Below are 16,855 nucleotides of genomic sequence, written 5' to 3'. Positions count from 1 at the left end.
GGGGGCGTCGGGTTCGAGCAGCGCGCCATTGCCGGTGCCGATGGCAATCCATTGCTCCCCCTGCTTGTCGATTTTTGCACCCATGGCCCGCATGGCGGCGCCGGTACGCAGCACATCTTCGCCTTCCAGAAGGCCGGTGATCCGGGTCTCGCCAGACGCCAGTCCGCCAAACATCAGCGCCCGATGTGAGATCGACTTGTCGCCCGGCACCCGCGCCCGGCCGGAAAGGGCGTCTGACTTTCTGGCGCTCAGGGGGCGCGGCTCGTGTTCGTGCATTGTGTGATCCTTGGCGGTAGGCGCTTTGCCGGGCGGCAGATTATTCGCGGATTTTCCCCGCTCGCTCTAGCATGATGAGGATAGCCGGTCATCCCCCGGTTGACGGATGGCCCCCGACGGGGTTGTAAAGGGAGGCAACCTTGGGAGTGGAGGCCTTTCCAAGGTGTGCATTAGGCTTTGACAGGTGCGCGACTTGCCGTTATGGGGACCGAAATTTTCAGTAAGGCAGGAAGCGCTTCCGGTGCCGGCCGCGATAGAGCCGTCGCAGGCTGGGCCGACCGCAAGACGATGAGGCAGCAAGGTGGCTAAACCGGAACTCGGAACCAAACGTATCTGCCCGGAGACGGGCCGCAAATTCTACGACCTTAACAAGGACCCGATCGTATCTCCTTACACGGGCCAGACCTATCCGCGCAGTTTTTTCGAGGCTGGCGGCGACACCTCCACGGATGAAGAAGACGAAGTGGAGGAAAAGGAACTGGACAGCGAGGAAGAGGGGCCGGAGGTGGTCTCGCTCGAAGATGCCGACGATGAGGCTTCGTCCAGCAAGAAGGCCGAAATCCCCGATATGGACGACGACGACGGCGATGACGACGAAGATGTCGATATCGGCGACGATGACGACGATACATTCCTCGACGAAGACGATGACGATGATGACGACGATGTGAAGGATTTCATCGGCGTCGGCGACGACGACGACGAGAGCTGACTTTTTCAGCATGCGAGAAGAAAACCCCAGCCGGCGGCACAAGATGACGCAGAGGCGAAAATCGGGGCTTGATCTTCCCGCCGGGCAGGTTTAGAAGCCGCCCACACGGTTGGCCCGACGGGCCTGCCGGACCTCTTCGCCGGAAACGGCGGCCGGCCAAATCGCCGGAGGGTGGGGCCATAGCTCAGTTGGGTTCGACTCCCCTTGGCTCCACCATTTTTCCTCTGAAGATTCGACAGACGATTCGTCGATTCGGGCACCGATTGCCCCGTTTCGTTGCGCGTTGGGCGTGCCCGATTTGGGCTTGGTCGCGAACGTGGCTTCGCGCGCGCGGTGTTGCCTTGCTTTTGGATTCAAACGGGCCTCGGTGTGGCGATCTTGAACGTCAGGGAAAATCAGGCAATCGTGCCGGCGGCGTCATGCCACTTGGGGAGTGCCGGTTTAACTGGATTGGATACCATGAGTGAATTGATTGTTTGGACGTATGACTGGGTTCCCGAAGGCCCCCGCGGCCTAGTGCGCGACATAAGATTGAGATGGGCATGCGAGGAGGCCGATCTCGCCTACTCCGTTCGAACCGTCCCCTTCAAAGACCGAGGCCCGGATCATTTGGCGCATCAGCCTTTCGGCCAGATCCCGTTCCTGAGCGATGGTGAGGTTGAAATCTTCGAAAGCGGAGCGGGGCTGCTGCATCTCGCCGGAAAAAGCGAAAGCCTCATGCCGCGCGACCCTGTTGGAGAAGCCCAGACGCTGCAATGGTCGATCGCTGCGCTCAACTCGGTCGAAATGGTTTCGGTTCCCTGGTGGTTCATCGAAGTGACCGGCGCCAAGGAGAACCCTCTGACCGGCTGGCTGGAGAGCCGCCTCGACCGCGTGGAGACCGTGCTCAAGGAGCGGGAATGGCTGGCGGCCGACCGATTTACCGTTGCGGACCTTCTGATGGCCGATGTGCTGCGGGTTAACAAGGTTCGTTCCTTCGGGGATCGGCCGGCGACGGAATCCTACGTGGCGCGGATCACGGAGCGCCCCGCGTTCAAGAAGGCCCATGCCGACCAGATGGCACATTTCGCAAAAGCCGATTGAGGGACTGATGAGAACGCAGGCACGGACGAAATCCGAGCTCTGGTATCACGGCACCAGGGCCGACCTTTCGATTGGCGATCTTATCACGGCCGGCCGCCAGTCCAACTTCGGGTCGCGCAAGGCGATGTCCTGGGTGTATTTCACCGGCACGCTGGATGCGGCGACCTGGGGAGCGGAACTGGCCGTTGGGGACGGCAGGGAACGAATCTACATCGTTGAACCGACGGGCATCTTCGAAGACGATCCCAATCTCACCGACAAGAAGTTTCCCGGCAATCCCACGAAATCGTTCCGATCCCGCGAGCCCCTCCGCGTTCTGGGAGAGGTCGACGAGTGGGAACCCCATTCGCCGGAGCAACTGAAACACATGCGCGATCATCTTGCCCGGCTGAAGGCTCAGGGGGTCGAGCCAATCGACTGATTCTTTCAGCTATATTTGGCTGGAATTGCGCAAACCGGCGGCGGCAAGGCCAGGACTTGTCGCCGTCACCATCACGCCAGCAAGCCTTTCAGACATCAGGCTGTCTCGGGGTGGCGCAACCAGTTTCGCAAGCAGACTTGACGATCACGCCCATTCGTTCCTAACAGTATTTTTCTTGTACACATAAGGATCAGTCATGTCCGAGAGCGCCACGCGCAAACCCGCCGAACGCAAGCGCGGTTCCGGCGTACAGTTCGTCTACAACGTGCTGCGTGACGAGATACTGGACCTGGCACTGGCGCCGGGGACACCGATTGACGAGATCCAGCTTGCGCAGCGCCTGTCGATGTCGCGCACGCCGATCCGCGAGGCTCTGGTACGCCTTGCCGGCGAGGGCCTGGTCACGACTTTGCCCAACCGATCAACCGTGGTCGCCAACATCGATTTCCTGAACCTGCACACGTTTTTCGACGCGATAACGCTGATGTATCGCGTGACCACGCGATTGGCCGCGCTCAATCACCAGGCCGACGATCTGGTTACGATTCGCGCGCGCCAGGCGGAGTTCGCCAAGGCCGTCGATGAGCAGGACGCGCTGGGGATGATCGCCACCAACCGCGAGTTTCACGCCGCCATCGCCGTGGCGGGGCGCAATCCCTATTACGAAAGTCTGTTCCTGCGCCTTCTGGATGAGGGAAGGCGCCTGCTGCGCCTCTACTATTCCTCGTTCAACGATCAACTGCCGCAACGCTATGTCGTCGAGCACGAAGACATGATCGCGGCCATCGAAGCGCGCGATGTGGAAAAGGCCGATGCGTTGGCCAATGAGCATGCGGACCAGATCGTCGAGCAGATTCGCAACATGATCGCCCGGGATCACCGCCAGAAAATCGCACTTTAGGAAGCCATCCTGCCGGTCGTCGGGAAATCCCGCGCGACGCCACTGGCAGTGTCAGCGTCGGGATGCGTGAAAATTTGTGTCGACAAAAAAAATACAAGTGATATTTTCCTGCTGATCCGAACTGAATGCGGCCGCCGGTGGAAGCGGTGCGGCGCACGAGATCAGGCCTTTGAAGGAGATCGGCATGAGCAATCACATTTTCTCGGGATGCATTCCCGCCCTGATGACCCCTTGCAAGGCTGATCGCAGCCCTGACTTCGATGCGCTGGTGCGCAAGGGCAAGGAACTGATCGGGACCGGCATGCGCGCCGTGGTCTATTGCGGGTCGATGGGCGACTGGCCGCTTCTGACGGACGAACAGCGCATGGAAGGCGTTGCGCGGTTGGTCGAAGCCGGCGTTCCGGTGATTGTCGGCACGGGCGCAGTAAACACCGCCAGCGCGGTCGCGCATGCCGCTCACGCGGCCAAAGTCGGCGCGGAAGGACTCATGGTCATCCCGCGCGTTCTTTCGCGCGGCACCTCGGCCGCGGCGCAACGGAACCACTTCAAGGCCATTCTTTCGGCAGCGCCTGAGCTGCCGGCGGTGATCTACAACAGTCCCTATTACGGGTTCGCCACCCGTGCGGATCTGTTCTTCGCGCTGCGCGCCGAGCATTCCAATCTGGTCGGTTTCAAGGAGTTTGGCGGTGCAGCCGATCTGCGCTATGCGGCAGAGAACATCACCAGCGGCGATCCTGCGATCAAACTCATGATCGGTGTCGATACGACGGTTTATCACGGCTTCGTAAATTGTGGTGCAGACGGTGCCATTACCGGTATCGGCAATGTGCTTCCCCGCGAGGTTCTGCATCTCGTTGCGCTGAGCCAGGCGGCTGCCGCCGGCGACGCGGACGCGCGGCAACGCGCCGCCGAACTCGACGCCGCTCTGGCGGTGCTGTCGTCCTTCGACGAGGGCGCTGATCTCGTCCTTTATTACAAGTATCTGATGGTGCTGAACGGGGACGAGGAATACCGCCTGCATTTCAACGAGACCGATGCGCTGTCCGATAGCCAGCGTGGCTATGCCGAAGCGCAGTATCGGCTGTTCCGCGACTGGTATGCCGACTGGAGCAAACTGCCCGGCGCGGTCGCGAAATACGCAGCCTGAAACCTCTTGGTGGAGCCCTCCCGAAGCGGGAGGGCTCTTTCCCTCGTCAGACGGCGTCGAGGCCCTTTTCGCGCAAGTGTTCGAGCATTGCCATTTCGTCGGCGCCGAGGCGAATGCCTTCGGAGCGGGCCTTCGCCCGGGCGGCAAAGCGGCGCTGCGAGGGAAGGCGGGCACCTTGGCCGAGCATGGCCTCAAACAAGGTTTCGGCCCGGACGATGGGATCGCCGGCGCGTCCCTCTGCAAAGCGGGCAGGATCGAAGGCGAGGATCAGTTCGCCATGGGCCGGTGCCAGGGTTGTGGTGCCGAGCGCATCCAGGGCTTCCGGGCTCGTGAGGTCGCCGATCATCACGCCTGCAAGCAGTTCGATCATCGTCGAGATCGCCGAACCCTTGTGTGCGCCAAAGGGGAGCATCGCACCGTCGAGCGCGGCCTCGGGGTCCGTCGTTGGGGCACCGTTTCTGTCGATGGCCCAGCCTTCAGGCAGCGGTTTGCCGGCGCGGCGGTAGAGCTCGATCTCGCCGCGGGCGGCGACGCTGGTGGCGAAGTCGAAGACGTAGGGGTCACCATCGGGCCGCGGCCATCCGAAGGCGAACGGGTTGGTGCCCAGAAGCGGGCCGCTGCCGCCGGCGGGCGCGACGCTTGCATAGCTTGGACACATGGCCATCGCGGCGAGGTCATGTGCCGTGAGCGCTTCTATCTCGGGCCAGAGAGCTGAAAAATGCGTGCAGTTGTTGATAACAAGGGCTGCAAGCCCAAGCTGCCGGGCTTTTTCGACCAGAACCGGCGCACCGAGTTCGAAGGCGGCGTTGGCGAAGCCGCCTTTTGCATCGACGCGCACGATGGCGCTCTCGTCGCGGGCAAGTGTCGGCTCGGCATCCGGAACGACCTTGCCGGCCTTGATGGTGCGCAGGCACCCTTCGACCCGATAGACGCCGTGGGATTTGCAGGCGTCGCGCTCACCTGCAACGATCACCCGTGTGAGCGCGCCCGCATGAAGCGGCGACAGTCCCGCCTTGCGCATGATCGCCTCGACGATGCGTTCGAGGTCGCCGATGGCCAGCATGGTATCGGTCATAAAATATCCTTTCATCCGGTTGCCTGGTTGCAATCCTGCATACTTTTTGTATGCAGATAAAGACGGATGCAAGATGCAGCATGCGAATCCAACGGGTCTTGATCGCATGCAGACGACCCGAAACTCAAACCGAAAGAGGGAGCCGATGCCCTTCACACCACACGGAAAGCACCTGATCGCCGGCGAATGGATCGCCGGCAGCGACACGTTCGAATCGTCCCCGGCGCACGGGCCCGCACACCGCTATGCCACGGGCACGGTCGATCTGGTCGACCGTGCGGTCAACGCCGCCGAGGCGGCCTTTGAGACCTACTCGCGCTGCACGCGGGAAGAACGCGCTGCATTCCTCGAAACCATCGCCGATGAAATCGAAGCCCGCGGCGCCGATATCACCGAAATCGGCACGCAGGAAACGGGACTTCCGGCTGCGCGCCTGGAGGGAGAGCGCGGCCGCACCGCCGGCCAGCTTCGCCTGTTTGCCGATCACATCCGCAAGGGCGATTATCTGGATCGTCGTCACGACGAGGCGCAGCCGGACCGCAAGCCTGCGCCGCGCCCCGAACTGATTATGGTGCAGCGCCCGATCGGACCGGTCGCCGTTTTCGGCGCCTCCAATTTTCCGCTCGCCTTCTCGACCGCCGGCGGCGACACGGCTGCCGCGTTGGCTGCCGGTTGTCCGGTGGTGGTGAAAGGACATTCCGCGCATCCGGGCACCGGAGAAATCGTCGCGGAGGCGATCGGGGCGGCCATTGACAAATGCGGCATGCCGGCCGGCGTGTTCTCGCTGATCCAGGGCGGTGACCGCAGTGTCGGCCAGGCGCTCGTTCAGCATCCACTGATCAAGGCCGTGGGCTTCACCGGTAGCCTTGCGGGTGGCCGCGCCCTGTTCGATCTGTGTGCCGCGCGGCCGGAACCGATCCCCTTCTTCGGCGAACTGGGGTCGGTCAATCCGATGTTCCTTCTGCCTCGGGCTCTCGAGGCGCGGGGCGAGGAAATCGGGCGCGGCTGGGCCGCGTCCCTGTCGATGGGTGCCGGGCAGTTTTGCACCAATCCCGGCATCGCCGTGGTTCTGGCGGGCACGACGGCCGACCGTTTCGTGGCGGCTGCGGCAGAGGGGCTGAAGCAGGTGGATGCGCAGGTCATGCTGACCGACGGCATCGCTCAGGCGTTTTCTTCCGGGCGGGACCGGATTGCGCACAGCGACGTCGCGCGCCCGGTAACGGTGTCGGATGCGGAAGGACGCAATGCCTCTCCCGCGCTTTTTGAGACCACGGGCGCGGAATTCCTCGAAAACCCAATGCTGCATCACGAGGTTTTCGGACCCCTAGGACTGGTGGTGCGTGCCGATTCGGCTGATGAGGTCGAGGCCATTGCGCGCGGGCTCGAGGGGCAGCTCACAGTGACGCTCCATATGGACGATGGCGACATAGCGGATGCCCAGGCCCTGCGGCCGATACTGGAGCGCAAGGCCGGCCGGCTTCTGGTCAACGGGTTTCCCACCGGGGTCGAGGTCGTCGATTCCATGGTTCATGGCGGCCCCTATCCGGCGAGCACGAATTTCGGTGCCACCAGCGTTGGAACCCTGTCGATCCGTCGTTTCCTGCGACCAGTGTGTTACCAGAACATGCCCGAGGCCCTGTTGCCGGAAGATGCGCGAGGCTGATCCTGACGGCGTTCTCCGTCTCCAGGGTCCGGTTTCACGGACGCGGCGTGCAGACAATGCGCGCCGCGCCTTTCGTTCGGAACGCCGATTTCCATATATCGAAGCGATACGGGAGGCTTAAAAAATTTAATTATTTTTTTTGTCGACATAGAGAATTGGAGATGTATAAAATTTGAGTGCATTCCCGGTCGGGTTCGCCGGGCTCAAAAAATAACAATGGAGGAGTTGAGATGTTTCTCGGCCTGAAACGATTGGCCCTGGCAGGGGCCGTGGCGTTTGCCGCATTCGGTGCGCAGGCGCAGGAAGTGACCTGGCGGGTTCCCACCTCGGTGCCCGAGGGGTCGCCCTTCTATGTGAATTTTCTCGAACGCTTTGCGGACAATGTGGACCTGCTGACGGACGGCGCTGTTGAAATCCAGCCCTTCGGGGCGGGCATTCTCGTGCCGGCGCTGCAGGTGTATGACGGCGTGAAAGACGGCATCGTGGAGGCCGGGCATTCGACGCCGAGCTACTTGGTCAACCAGGATCCGGTGAACGCGATCTTCGCCGGCTTCCCAGGCGGCATGGGTCCCGAGGCCTATTCGACCTGGATTTTCGAAGAAGGCGGCAAGGAAAAGCTCGCCGAAATTCGCGCCGAAGAAGGGCTGAAGTCGCTGGTTGTGGGCATCGGCTCTTCCGAAATCATGGCGCATGCCAACAAGCCGATCAAAAGTGCGGCCGACCTCAAAGGTCTGAAATACCGCACATCCGGCCCCTGGGCTGAGGTGATGCGCGACTATTTCGGCGCCGTTCCGACCGTCGTGCCGCCGGGCGAAATCTACACGCTGCTCGAGCGCAAGGGCGTCGACGCGATCGAATGGGGCCCGCCCTCGGGCAATTTGCCCGAAGGTTTCCATGAAGCCGCGCCCTATATCGTCGTGCCGGGCGTTCACCAGCCCACCTTCCTCTGGGAAGTCGTGGTCAAGCAGGAAACCTGGGATGCGCTCGACGATGCGATCAAGGCGAAGATCGAAGCCGCGGCCGAACTGACCACGCTGCAGTCGCTGGTTCATTTCTACGACCAGGACATGAAGGCGATGGAGACCTTGCGTTCCGGCAAGGCCGAAGTGATCGAGCTCGACGCCGGGTTCCAGAAGGAGTTGTCCGATGCGGGCCGCGACTGGATCCGCAAGACCGCCGAAGCGCAGAAGGCCGACGGCAAGCCGCGCATGGCGGAAATCCTCGACGGGTATTTCGCCTATGAGGATCGCTGGGCCGAGCAGAGCGGCTATCTGATCCGCAACGAAAAATAAAACGCGGGAGGCGATCTTGAAACGTGCTGTCCTTGCCGTTGCAGACCGGATCTCCGCGGGCTTGAACGTCATCGCACAGGCGATGGTGCTGATCCTGATCGCCTCCATGCTCTATGAAGTGGTGGCGCGCTATGTCTTCGGCGCGCCGACCCTGTGGGCCTTCGACATCGCCTATATGAGCACCGGTGTGCTCTTCGTTCTGGGGGCGGCGCAGGCCCTGCGCGAAGATGCCCATGTGCGCATCGACTTCCTGTCGTCGCGCCTGCCGAAGCGGGTGCGTGGCGCGATCGACGGCGTGGCGTTTCTCGTCGTTCTCTTCCCGGTTTTCACGTGGCTCGCATCGATTGCCGGCCAGCGCGCCTGGCGCGCCTGGACGACCGGCGAGGTGGAGCATGTCAGCCCGTGGGCGCCTTTGATGTGGCCCTTCTACAGCGCGCTGGCGATCGGACTTTTCGCGCTGGCGCTCCAGCTTCTCGCCGAGGGGTTGCGCGCCCTGTTCGACCCGCGCGACGACGACAGCTTCAAGATCGAGACCTGACATGCTCATCGCAGGATTGATGTTCCCGGCGCTGTTTGCGCTGATTCTTCTCGGATTGCCGATCGCGTTTTCGCTCACCATCGTTGCCGTGGGGGCAGGCCTCGCGGCCTTCGGGTCGGTGGCGTTCAACCAGCTTTACGGCTCGTTCTATTCCGCGTCGACGAATTTCATTCTCTCGGCGATCCCCATGTTCATCCTGATGGGCGCGTTGCTGGAACGCTCGGGCATCGCCGAGCGCCTGTTCCGGGTGATGAATCTCTGGCTGTCCCGCCTACCCGGCGGGCTCGCGCTGGCCACCATCGCCATGGGGGCGATCTTTGCCGCCGCCGCCGGTGTGGTCGGCGCGGTGGAGGTCATGATCGGCATGATGGCCATTCCGGCCATGCAGAAGGCGCGCTACGGCAACACGCTGATCGCCGGAACCATCTGTGCCGGCGGTTCTTTGGGCACGATGATCCCGCCCTCCGTGATTGCCGTCATGTACGCGTCGCTTGCGCAGATGTCTGTGGGCAAACTTCTGGCCGGCATGATGCTGCCGGGCCTGTTGATGGTGGTTCTGTTCCTCGCTTACATCTTCATTCACGGCGTGCTTTATCCGGCAAAGCCGTCGGCTGACGATCCCGTTGAAGAGCCCGTGGACCTCGCCGAAAAATTGCGGTTGACGGCAACGGTTCTGTTGCCGGTCATCCTCCTGATCGTTGCCGTTCTGGGGTCGATTCTGGCGGGCATCGCCTCGCCCACGGAAGCGGCCGCGGTGGGGGCCGCCGGCGCGCTCGTCCTGTGCGTCGTCAACCGACGGTTCTCGGTGGCGATGCTGCGCGAATCGCTGGCGATCACCGTGCGGATCTCGGCGATGATCCTGCTGATCGTCGCCGCCGGTACCATGTTCATGGGTGCGTTCGCCGCCAATGGCGGAGCCCGGTTGATCCGCGAGGTCATCGACGGCGCGGGCCTCGGGCCGACGGGCATGATCGTTTTCTTCCTGGCGGTGGTGTTTGTCCTTGGTTTCGTTCTCGACTGGACGGCAAATGTCCTGATCTGCGTGCCTCTGTTCACCCCGTTCATTCGCGCCGCGGGCATCGATCCGGTATGGTTCGCGACACTCGTTCTGATTGTCATTCAGACGGGTTATCTCACTCCGCCCATGGCGTCCTCGATCTTCTATCTGAAGTCCATTGCGCCGCCGAACATGACTTACGGACAAATGTGCCGCGGCGTGCTGCCCTTTATCCTGCTGCAGGTGCTGACCCTCCTTCTGGTGGCTGCCTTCCCGGCGCTATCCACCTGGTTGCCGGACAAAATCGTCGGATTCTGAGGTGCGGCCGGGCGTGCGCTATCGCGTTGTCCGGCCTGCGATACCGACGACGCACAGCGGGGCACTGCAGAAGGGCGCGAAGCGGCGACAGCAGCCTGCCACCCTTTGCCTTTTACCGATCAAGATCCGGCGAATTCAGGATTCCCTCCGGCCGTCCGGTGTCGATTTGTCGTTCCCAGACGGTTCTCGCGCGGCGTGAGTGCAGCAACACATCCAGGATGGACGCGGCCGTATCGCCAATCCGGAGATGCGAGCAGGCGCCCAATACCGACTTGACAAGCACAGTGTTGGTCGGCTTATTATTTAATTGCAATATATATTCCATAATTAGAGAGGGGCATTATGCGAGCTTTTAAAATTGCTTGTCTCATCGGAGCCGCCTTCTTCGGCTCGGTGACTGGAGTTGTCGCGCAGGAGAAGGGCGGCGTCGTCGATATCGCGACGATCGGTGAGCCGCCGACACTGGATGCCATGGCGAGTTCCACAGACATCGTCGGGATGATTTCGCAGCACATTTTCGAAACGCTTTTCACCTTCGATGCCGACTGGAACGTCGCGCCCCTGTTGGCGGAAACCCTGCCTCAGATATCCGATGACGGACGTGTCTATACGATTCCCATTCGTGACAACGTTATCTTTCACGATGAATCCCCGATGACCGCGACAGATGTGATCGCCTCGCTCAATCGTTGGCTCGAGGTCGCCTCGCGCGGCAAACAGGTCGCCGGGGATGTTGAGTCGATCGAAGCGCTGGACGAGAAAACGGTGAGAATCACCCTCAAGGAACCTTATGCGCCGCTTCTCTCGCTGTTGGCATTCAACAACTCGGCTGCGATCATTCTTCCCGAAGAGAAGATTGCCAATCCACTGACGGACTATGTCGGCACAGGCCCTTACAAGCTTAAGGAGCACAAGCCGGATCAGTATATTCAACTCGTCCGTTTTGACGACTATGCGTCCCGGACGGACGATGCATCGGGCTTCGGCGGGGCACGGCAAAGCTATCTCGACGAGATCCGCTTCGTTCCTGTGCCGGATATCAACACCCGTACCGAGGGCGCCATCGCCGGGCAGTTCGATTTCGTCGACACGCTGCCCGTCGAATCCTTCGAGCGTCTCAAATCCGGAAAGAGCGAGCCCGTCCTGCTCGAACACTTCGGCTGGCCCATCTTCGTGATGAACACCAAGGAAGGGCTGCTGAGCGATATGCGTGTCCGCCAGGCAGTTCAGGCCGCGCTCAATACCGAGGATATGCTGGCAGCCGCTTTTGGCGACACCAAGTTCTATGCCGTCGACGGTCCGATGTACCCGGAGAGCTACGCATGGCGTACGGATGTCGGCATCGAGCTCTACAATCAGGCGGATGCCGAAAAGGCGAAGGAGCTCCTCGCTGCGGCCAACTACGATGGCAAGCCTCTGCGCATTCTCACCTCGCGCCAGTACGAGTTCCATTACAAGATGGCGCTGGTCGCTCAGGCCTATCTGCAGCAAGCCGGCTTCAAGGTCGACATGCAGGTGGTGGACTGGGCGACGCTGGTTCAGCGCAACAAGAAGCCGGAGCTTTGGGAAATCTTCATCACCCACAGCCCCTTCCTGCCGGAACCGGCTCTGAACTTCATTCTTTCCAAGTCCGCTGGCGGATGGTGGGACACGCCGGAGAAGGAAGCCGCACTGAACGCCTTCACCAGCACCAGCGACCTGGCCGAACGTCAGGCCAATTGGGAAAAGCTGCAGGCATTGATTTTCGAGCAGGCACCGATCGTCAAGATCGGCGACTTCGCTTCACTTTCTGCAAAGTCTCCCAACCTTGAAGGTTTCCGGCCAAGTCCGTGGCCGGCGTTCTGGAACGTCTCCCTGAGCGAAGAACAATAGCGGGCACAGAAGCTGCGGCGAATCCCGACTTTCGGGGTTCGCCTTTCTTTTTCGGTATCAAACGGATCGAAGCAGCCACATGAACCTTTCCAGTTTTATCGACGACCTGTGCGCCGAATGGAACGGCGAGCGCTCGCCGGGCGTGATCGTTGCCGTCGCACGCGGGGATGAAGATATCCATCGTGGCGCCTATGGTATGGCTGATCTCGCTCATGGATGTCCCCTGACCTTCCGCTCGGTCCTGCGAATCGCCTCGCAGAGCAAGCAGTTCACGACCCTGCTGACGCTTATGCTGGAGACGGAGGGGCGCTTGTCGCTGGATGACGATATCCACGACTATCTGGACTATCTGCCCGACTACGGAACGCGGATCACCCTGAGGCACCTTGCGACCAATACAAGTGGTCTGCGCGATATCCTGGACAGAATGATCATCGGTGGTACGCCCATCACGGCGCCGTCCTCTCGCAATTTCGCGCGGCGCGTTGCAAGCCGGAGTGCGCAACTCAACTTCGCACCAGGCGAAGATCTGCTCTACAGCAACACGAATTTTCTGTTCCTGACCGAGATTCTCGAAGCGGTTTCAGGGCGGAGCTTCGAAGCGCTCCTGGCCGAGCGCATCACCGGGCCGCTCGGCATGTCCGATACGCGGCTTATGGTGCGTGATGACGAAATCCTGCCGCGGCTGGCCGCGCATCACCGGCGCGGGCCGGATGGCAACTGGCTGCGGTCTGCCTGGGGCATCGCCATTGGTGGCGAGGGTGGACTGGTCTCCACTGCTGACGACATGCTGCGATGGTTGCGCCATCTCTCCCGGCCGACGATCTGCGATCCGGCGCTGATCGAGCGAATGGAGCGTTCGGGCGCCACGATCAACGGCACGCGGTCGCCATACGGAATCGGACTGATCGCCAACCGCATTTGTGGACATCCCAGTGTGGGGCATGGCGGATGGATCGCCGGGTCACGTTCGCTGTCCGTGCGCTTTCCAGAAGCCGATCTGAGCATGGCAATCCTATCAAACCACGACGATTTCTCTCCGCTCGATCTGATGGAGAAGATCGCCGTTCACATTCTTGGCGACGCCCGCAAAATGCCGGCCGCCCGCCCCCAGGAGCTGCCGAACGGTGTCTATCGGCAGGCAGATGGCGACGAGATTTTCATCGTTGAGGCCGGCGCGGACGGACAGGTGCTGACCACCGGCATGGGAAGCGCGCCGCTGGCCGAAACCGAGGACGGCCGCTTTGAGCCACAAAGCGCTCTGCCGCCCTTCCGGCTTTCGATGGGCGAGGGCGGTATCATCAAAGCTGAGCGGTTTGGTCGAACGCTGTCGTTTCGACGCGCCGATCCTGGGGTTGAGGACCCGCCAACGATGCGGGCCGATGCCGCCTATGCCTGCAAGACCGAGGGACTTTGGGCGACCCTGAACCTTAGTGGCGAAGAGTGGCAGCTCCGCCTGGAATCGCGCGACGGGGCGAGTCTCCTCAAACTCAAACGCATTTCCGGAGACCTTTATACCGCGCATCCCGTGGATGACGCGATTCATGATCAGTGGCGGTTCGCTCCCTGGGTATTGCCCTGGTTGTTCACCGTGCGGGTCTCCGACGGGGCGCTTGTGATCAACAGCGACCGAACCAAGAACCTGACATTGCCGGCCTGTTGAAACCGGTCCTGCTTGACTCTGTGCATTCACAGCGTATCATTCTTTTATAGGGAACTAGATTTCATAATAACGAAATACCCTGGAGGAAAACATGTCACGCATGAAACTTGCCTTTCTTTTGAGTGCCGCCGTGTTGAGTCTGGCCGCCCCGACCAATGCGCAGGAGCGCGGAGGCACGATCACCGTCGCGACCATCGGCGAGCCGCCAACACTCGATCCGATGACATCCACCGCGGATCTCGTCGGCATCATCACGCAGCATATGTTCGAAACGCTCTACACGTTCGATGCCAACTGGGCAGCGACGCCGCTACTGGCCGCGGAGCTTCCGGAAATCTCCGACGACGGACTGGTCTATACGATCCGATTGCGCGAGGGCGTGACCTTTCATGACGGCACGGACATGCGCGCGGACGACGCCGTCGCGTCGCTCGAGCGCTGGATGAAAATCGCCACGCGCGGCAAACAGACCGCCGAGCGCATCGCGTCTGTGGAAGCGGCCGACGATCTCACGGTCCGCATCACGCTGACGGAACCGTTCGCGCCGCTCGTTTCTCTCCTTTCGCTGAACAATTCGGCCGCCATCATCCTGCCTTCGGAGATCGCCGGCGAAGCCGAAATCAAGGAACCGATCGGCACCGGGCCTTACAGAATGAAGGAACGCAGGCCCGATCAGTATATCGATCTGGTCCGCTTCGAAGACTATTCGAGCCGCGAAGGCGAGCCCGACGGCTACGGTGGTGCCCGCATGCAGTATGCGGACGAGATCGTCTTTACACCGGTTCCCGATCCCAACACGCGGGTCGAAGGCGCGGTGGCCGGCCAATACCACTACATCGATTCCATTCCGGTCGAATCCTATCAGCGCATCGCCGACGGCCGCACGGAGCCGGTGATGCTCGCGCCCTTCGGTTGGCCTGTCTTCGTCATGAACACGAAGGAAGGCATCAACGCCGACATCAAGGTGCGCAAGGCGATCCAGGCGGCGCTCGCACCGCACGACATGCTGCTGGCCGCCTTCGGAACCGAGGAGTTTTTCAAGGCCGACGGTGCGATGTATCCGGACGGCTATGTCTGGCACACCGAAGCCGGAACGGAACCCTACAAGCCGAATGGCGATACAGAGGGCGCGAAAGCCCTGCTTGCCGAATCGGGTTATGACGGCTCGCCGCTGCGCATTCTAACGTCCCGGCAATACGAGTTTCATTACACGATGGCGCAGGTCGCCGCCGAGTATCTGAAGGCGGCCGGCTTCGACGTGAAACTCGATGTCGTCGAATGGGCGACGCTCACCCAGCGTCGTACCGACCCCGCGCTGTGGGACATCTACATTACCCACTCGCCCTTCCTGCCCGAGCCGTCTTTGACGGGCATCATGTCGGACTCTTCTCCCGGCTGGTGGGTCTCGGACACCAAGCATAAGGTCTTGCAGGCATTCAACTCGGAATCCGATCCGCAAAAGCGGGCCGAGCTCTGGGCCGATGTTCAAAAAGCGATCTACGATGAAGTGCCTGCATACAAGGTCGGCAACTTCAACGCCGTGGCTGCCCAAGCTCCCAGCCTGAAGGGCATGCACCCCGCACCGTGGCCGTATTTCTGGAACGCCTGGCTCGAAGAGTAGCACCTGACCATATCCGCGTTCCGGTGCGGCGTTCGACGCACCGGGACACAAAACCGACGGCGTGGGCGCCATACAAGCTCCGCGCCGTCGCGAACCAGAACCAAAACAACGCGGTCGACACGCACATGGTACGGGAAGTTTTCAACCGCCTTATCGGTATGCTGACGGTGATGATCCTCGTGATGACCATCGTGTTCGTCATCGTTCGCGTCACGCCGGGCGATCCCGCAGCCGTGATGCTGGGGCCCGAAGCCACGGCACAAGACGTCAAGGCTCTGCGCGAGCGTCTCGGCCTCGAGGGGCCGCTTATCGTGCAGTTCGGCTCGTATCTTCTCGGCATCGTCAAAGGCGATCTCGGCCAGTCGATTTTCCTTGGCCAGTCGGTTGGCACGGCGCTTCTGCAACGTGCCGAACCGACCTTCTTCCTGACGATTTTCTCATTGTTGATCGCCATGGTGATCGCACTGCCGGTTGGCATCGCCTCCGCCTATTGGCGCGGCTCCCTTTTCGATCAGACGATGACGACGCTGGCCATGCTCGCCGCCAGCGTGCCGAGCTTCTGGCTCGGCCTGTTGCTGATACAGTTCTTCGCCGTCAATATGGGATGGTTTCCAGCCTCCGGCTATGGTGGTCCCGATACGACGCTGATGGAACGACTCCAGCATCTGGTGTTGCCAGCCGTCACGCTGGGTGTCGTCAGCTCGGCACTGATCATGCGCTTTACCCGCGCCTCCATGCTCGACGTTCTCAACGACGACTATGTGCGTACGGCCCGCTCCAAGGGCATGACCGAATGGCGCGTCGTTCTGAAACACGCGTTGAAGAACGCGCTCATTCCGATCCTCACCGTGATCGGTCTGACGGCGGCGCTGCTTATCTCCGGCGCCATCGTGACCGAAACCGTGTTCGGTCTGCCCGGCGTCGGCAATCTCATCGTCTCGGCCGTGCTGCGGCGCGACTATCCGGTGATCCAGGGATCGCTCCTCGTTGTCGCCGGGCTTTATGTGCTCGTGAACTTTCTTATCGACATGCTCTATCTGCTCGTTGACCCAAGGGTGCGCTACTGATGGCCGGTGCAGTTTCCATCGCGGGCCGCGAGCCCAATGTCCTTGTCCGTCTTCTGGCGCGGCCAACGGCGCTTGCCGGGCTGGTCGTTCTGGTCGTGGTCGCCCTGGCCGCGCTCCTTGCACCGTGGCTGAGCACGCATTCACCAAGCCAGCTCTCGATCGCGAACCGTCTTTCGCCGCCGGGCGGCGAATTCCTGATGGGCACGGAC

The 16,855-nt window shown here is 61.5% G+C and carries 14 protein-coding genes and 2 pseudogenes; 14 read left to right on the top strand and 2 right to left on the bottom strand.

Translation table 11 applies throughout. The features are described 5' to 3' along the window. A pseudogene (locus QZ638_RS16075) lies at window positions 1-276 on the bottom strand (3-phosphoshikimate 1-carboxyvinyltransferase); the annotation flags it as partial. A gap of 301 nt (window positions 277-577) precedes the next feature. On the opposite strand from QZ638_RS16075, the gene QZ638_RS16070 reads away from it, so the two are divergent. From QZ638_RS16070 to QZ638_RS16050, 5 genes are all read left to right on the top strand, one after another. Further along, on the top strand, window positions 578-988 hold the full coding sequence (locus QZ638_RS16070) for a TIGR02300 family protein (RefSeq protein WP_295812534.1): 411 nt from the start codon (window positions 578-580) through the stop codon (window positions 986-988). A gap of 459 nt (window positions 989-1,447) precedes the next feature. Then, window positions 1,448-2,071: a glutathione S-transferase family protein gene (locus tag QZ638_RS16065; protein ID WP_295812531.1), complete on the top strand. Its 624-nt coding sequence runs from the start codon at window positions 1,448-1,450 to the stop codon at window positions 2,069-2,071. Between the two features lie 7 nt (window positions 2,072-2,078). After that, window positions 2,079-2,492, top strand: coding sequence for an NAD(+)--rifampin ADP-ribosyltransferase (gene arr / locus QZ638_RS16060; RefSeq protein WP_295812529.1), 414 nt, complete (start codon window positions 2,079-2,081; stop codon window positions 2,490-2,492). A 196-nt stretch (window positions 2,493-2,688) separates the two neighbouring features. After that, entirely contained in the window at window positions 2,689-3,393 is a 705-nt protein-coding gene (locus QZ638_RS16055; protein ID WP_295812527.1) for a GntR family transcriptional regulator, read from the top strand. A 184-nt stretch (window positions 3,394-3,577) separates the two neighbouring features. Beyond that, window positions 3,578-4,540 (top strand): dihydrodipicolinate synthase family protein, encoded by a 963-nt coding sequence (locus QZ638_RS16050; RefSeq protein WP_295812524.1) that lies wholly within the window; start codon window positions 3,578-3,580, stop codon window positions 4,538-4,540. Window positions 4,541-4,586: 46 nt separating this feature from the next. On the opposite strand, the gene QZ638_RS16045 is transcribed toward QZ638_RS16050, so the two are convergent. Further along, entirely contained in the window at window positions 4,587-5,615 is a 1,029-nt protein-coding gene (locus QZ638_RS16045; RefSeq protein ID WP_295812521.1) for an Ldh family oxidoreductase, read from the bottom strand. A 145-nt stretch (window positions 5,616-5,760) separates the two neighbouring features. Here QZ638_RS16045 and QZ638_RS16040 point away from each other — a divergent pair, with 145 nt between their 5' ends. From QZ638_RS16040 to QZ638_RS16000, 9 genes and pseudogenes are all read left to right on the top strand, one after another. Next, window positions 5,761-7,278, top strand: a complete 1,518-nt coding sequence (locus QZ638_RS16040) for an aldehyde dehydrogenase (NADP(+)) (RefSeq protein ID WP_295812519.1) — start codon at window positions 5,761-5,763, stop codon at window positions 7,276-7,278. Between the two features lie 230 nt (window positions 7,279-7,508). Beyond that, on the top strand, window positions 7,509-8,570 hold the full coding sequence (dctP, locus tag QZ638_RS16035) for a TRAP transporter substrate-binding protein DctP (RefSeq protein WP_295812515.1): 1,062 nt from the start codon (window positions 7,509-7,511) through the stop codon (window positions 8,568-8,570). Between the two features lie 16 nt (window positions 8,571-8,586). After that, the gene (locus QZ638_RS16030) at window positions 8,587-9,108 is read left to right on the top strand and encodes a TRAP transporter small permease subunit (RefSeq protein ID WP_295812513.1); all 522 of its coding nucleotides are present in this window, start codon (window positions 8,587-8,589) and stop codon (window positions 9,106-9,108) included. Window position 9,109: 1 nt separating this feature from the next. Beyond that, window positions 9,110-10,423, top strand: a complete 1,314-nt coding sequence (locus QZ638_RS16025) for a TRAP transporter large permease subunit (protein WP_295812512.1) — start codon at window positions 9,110-9,112, stop codon at window positions 10,421-10,423. Window positions 10,424-10,765: 342 nt separating this feature from the next. Then, complete coding sequence (locus tag QZ638_RS16020; protein WP_295812509.1) at window positions 10,766-12,295, top strand: ABC transporter substrate-binding protein; 1,530 nt, start codon at window positions 10,766-10,768, stop codon at window positions 12,293-12,295. A 79-nt stretch (window positions 12,296-12,374) separates the two neighbouring features. Next, entirely contained in the window at window positions 12,375-13,958 is a 1,584-nt protein-coding gene (locus QZ638_RS16015; RefSeq protein WP_295812504.1) for a serine hydrolase, read from the top strand. A gap of 91 nt (window positions 13,959-14,049) precedes the next feature. After that, window positions 14,050-15,579 (top strand): ABC transporter substrate-binding protein, encoded by a 1,530-nt coding sequence (locus tag QZ638_RS16010; protein ID WP_295812500.1) that lies wholly within the window; start codon window positions 14,050-14,052, stop codon window positions 15,577-15,579. Window positions 15,580-15,704: 125 nt separating this feature from the next. Next, the gene (locus QZ638_RS16005) at window positions 15,705-16,646 is read left to right on the top strand and encodes an ABC transporter permease (protein WP_295812499.1); all 942 of its coding nucleotides are present in this window, start codon (window positions 15,705-15,707) and stop codon (window positions 16,644-16,646) included. Beyond that, window positions 16,646-16,855, top strand: a pseudogene (locus QZ638_RS16000) (ABC transporter permease); the annotation flags it as partial. The gene QZ638_RS16005 and the pseudogene QZ638_RS16000, both read left to right, overlap by 1 nt.

It is taken from the genome of uncultured Nitratireductor sp. (assembly GCF_913053745.1).
Taxonomy (GTDB): Bacteria; Pseudomonadota; Alphaproteobacteria; order Rhizobiales; family Rhizobiaceae; genus Nitratireductor.
Note: the sequence above shows the minus strand (reverse complement) of the source record. Positions and strands in the feature narration are given on the sequence as shown.

Coding starts and splice junctions, on each gene's coding strand:
- QZ638_RS16010 (WP_295812500.1), top strand. CDS start 14,050: ATGTCACGCATGAAACTTGCCTTTCTTTTGAGTGCCGCCGTGTTGAGT.
- QZ638_RS16015 (WP_295812504.1), top strand. CDS start 12,375: ATGAACCTTTCCAGTTTTATCGACGACCTGTGCGCCGAATGGAACGGC.
- dctP (WP_295812515.1), top strand. CDS start 7,509: ATGTTTCTCGGCCTGAAACGATTGGCCCTGGCAGGGGCCGTGGCGTTT.
- QZ638_RS16025 (WP_295812512.1), top strand. CDS start 9,110: ATGCTCATCGCAGGATTGATGTTCCCGGCGCTGTTTGCGCTGATTCTT.
- QZ638_RS16045 (WP_295812521.1), bottom strand. CDS start 5,615: ATGACCGATACCATGCTGGCCATCGGCGACCTCGAACGCATCGTCGAG.
- QZ638_RS16040 (WP_295812519.1), top strand. CDS start 5,761: ATGCCCTTCACACCACACGGAAAGCACCTGATCGCCGGCGAATGGATC.
- QZ638_RS16055 (WP_295812527.1), top strand. CDS start 2,689: ATGTCCGAGAGCGCCACGCGCAAACCCGCCGAACGCAAGCGCGGTTCC.
- arr (WP_295812529.1), top strand. CDS start 2,079: ATGAGAACGCAGGCACGGACGAAATCCGAGCTCTGGTATCACGGCACC.
- QZ638_RS16065 (WP_295812531.1), top strand. CDS start 1,448: ATGAGTGAATTGATTGTTTGGACGTATGACTGGGTTCCCGAAGGCCCC.
- QZ638_RS16050 (WP_295812524.1), top strand. CDS start 3,578: ATGAGCAATCACATTTTCTCGGGATGCATTCCCGCCCTGATGACCCCT.
- QZ638_RS16020 (WP_295812509.1), top strand. CDS start 10,766: ATGCGAGCTTTTAAAATTGCTTGTCTCATCGGAGCCGCCTTCTTCGGC.
- QZ638_RS16005 (WP_295812499.1), top strand. CDS start 15,705: ATGGTACGGGAAGTTTTCAACCGCCTTATCGGTATGCTGACGGTGATG.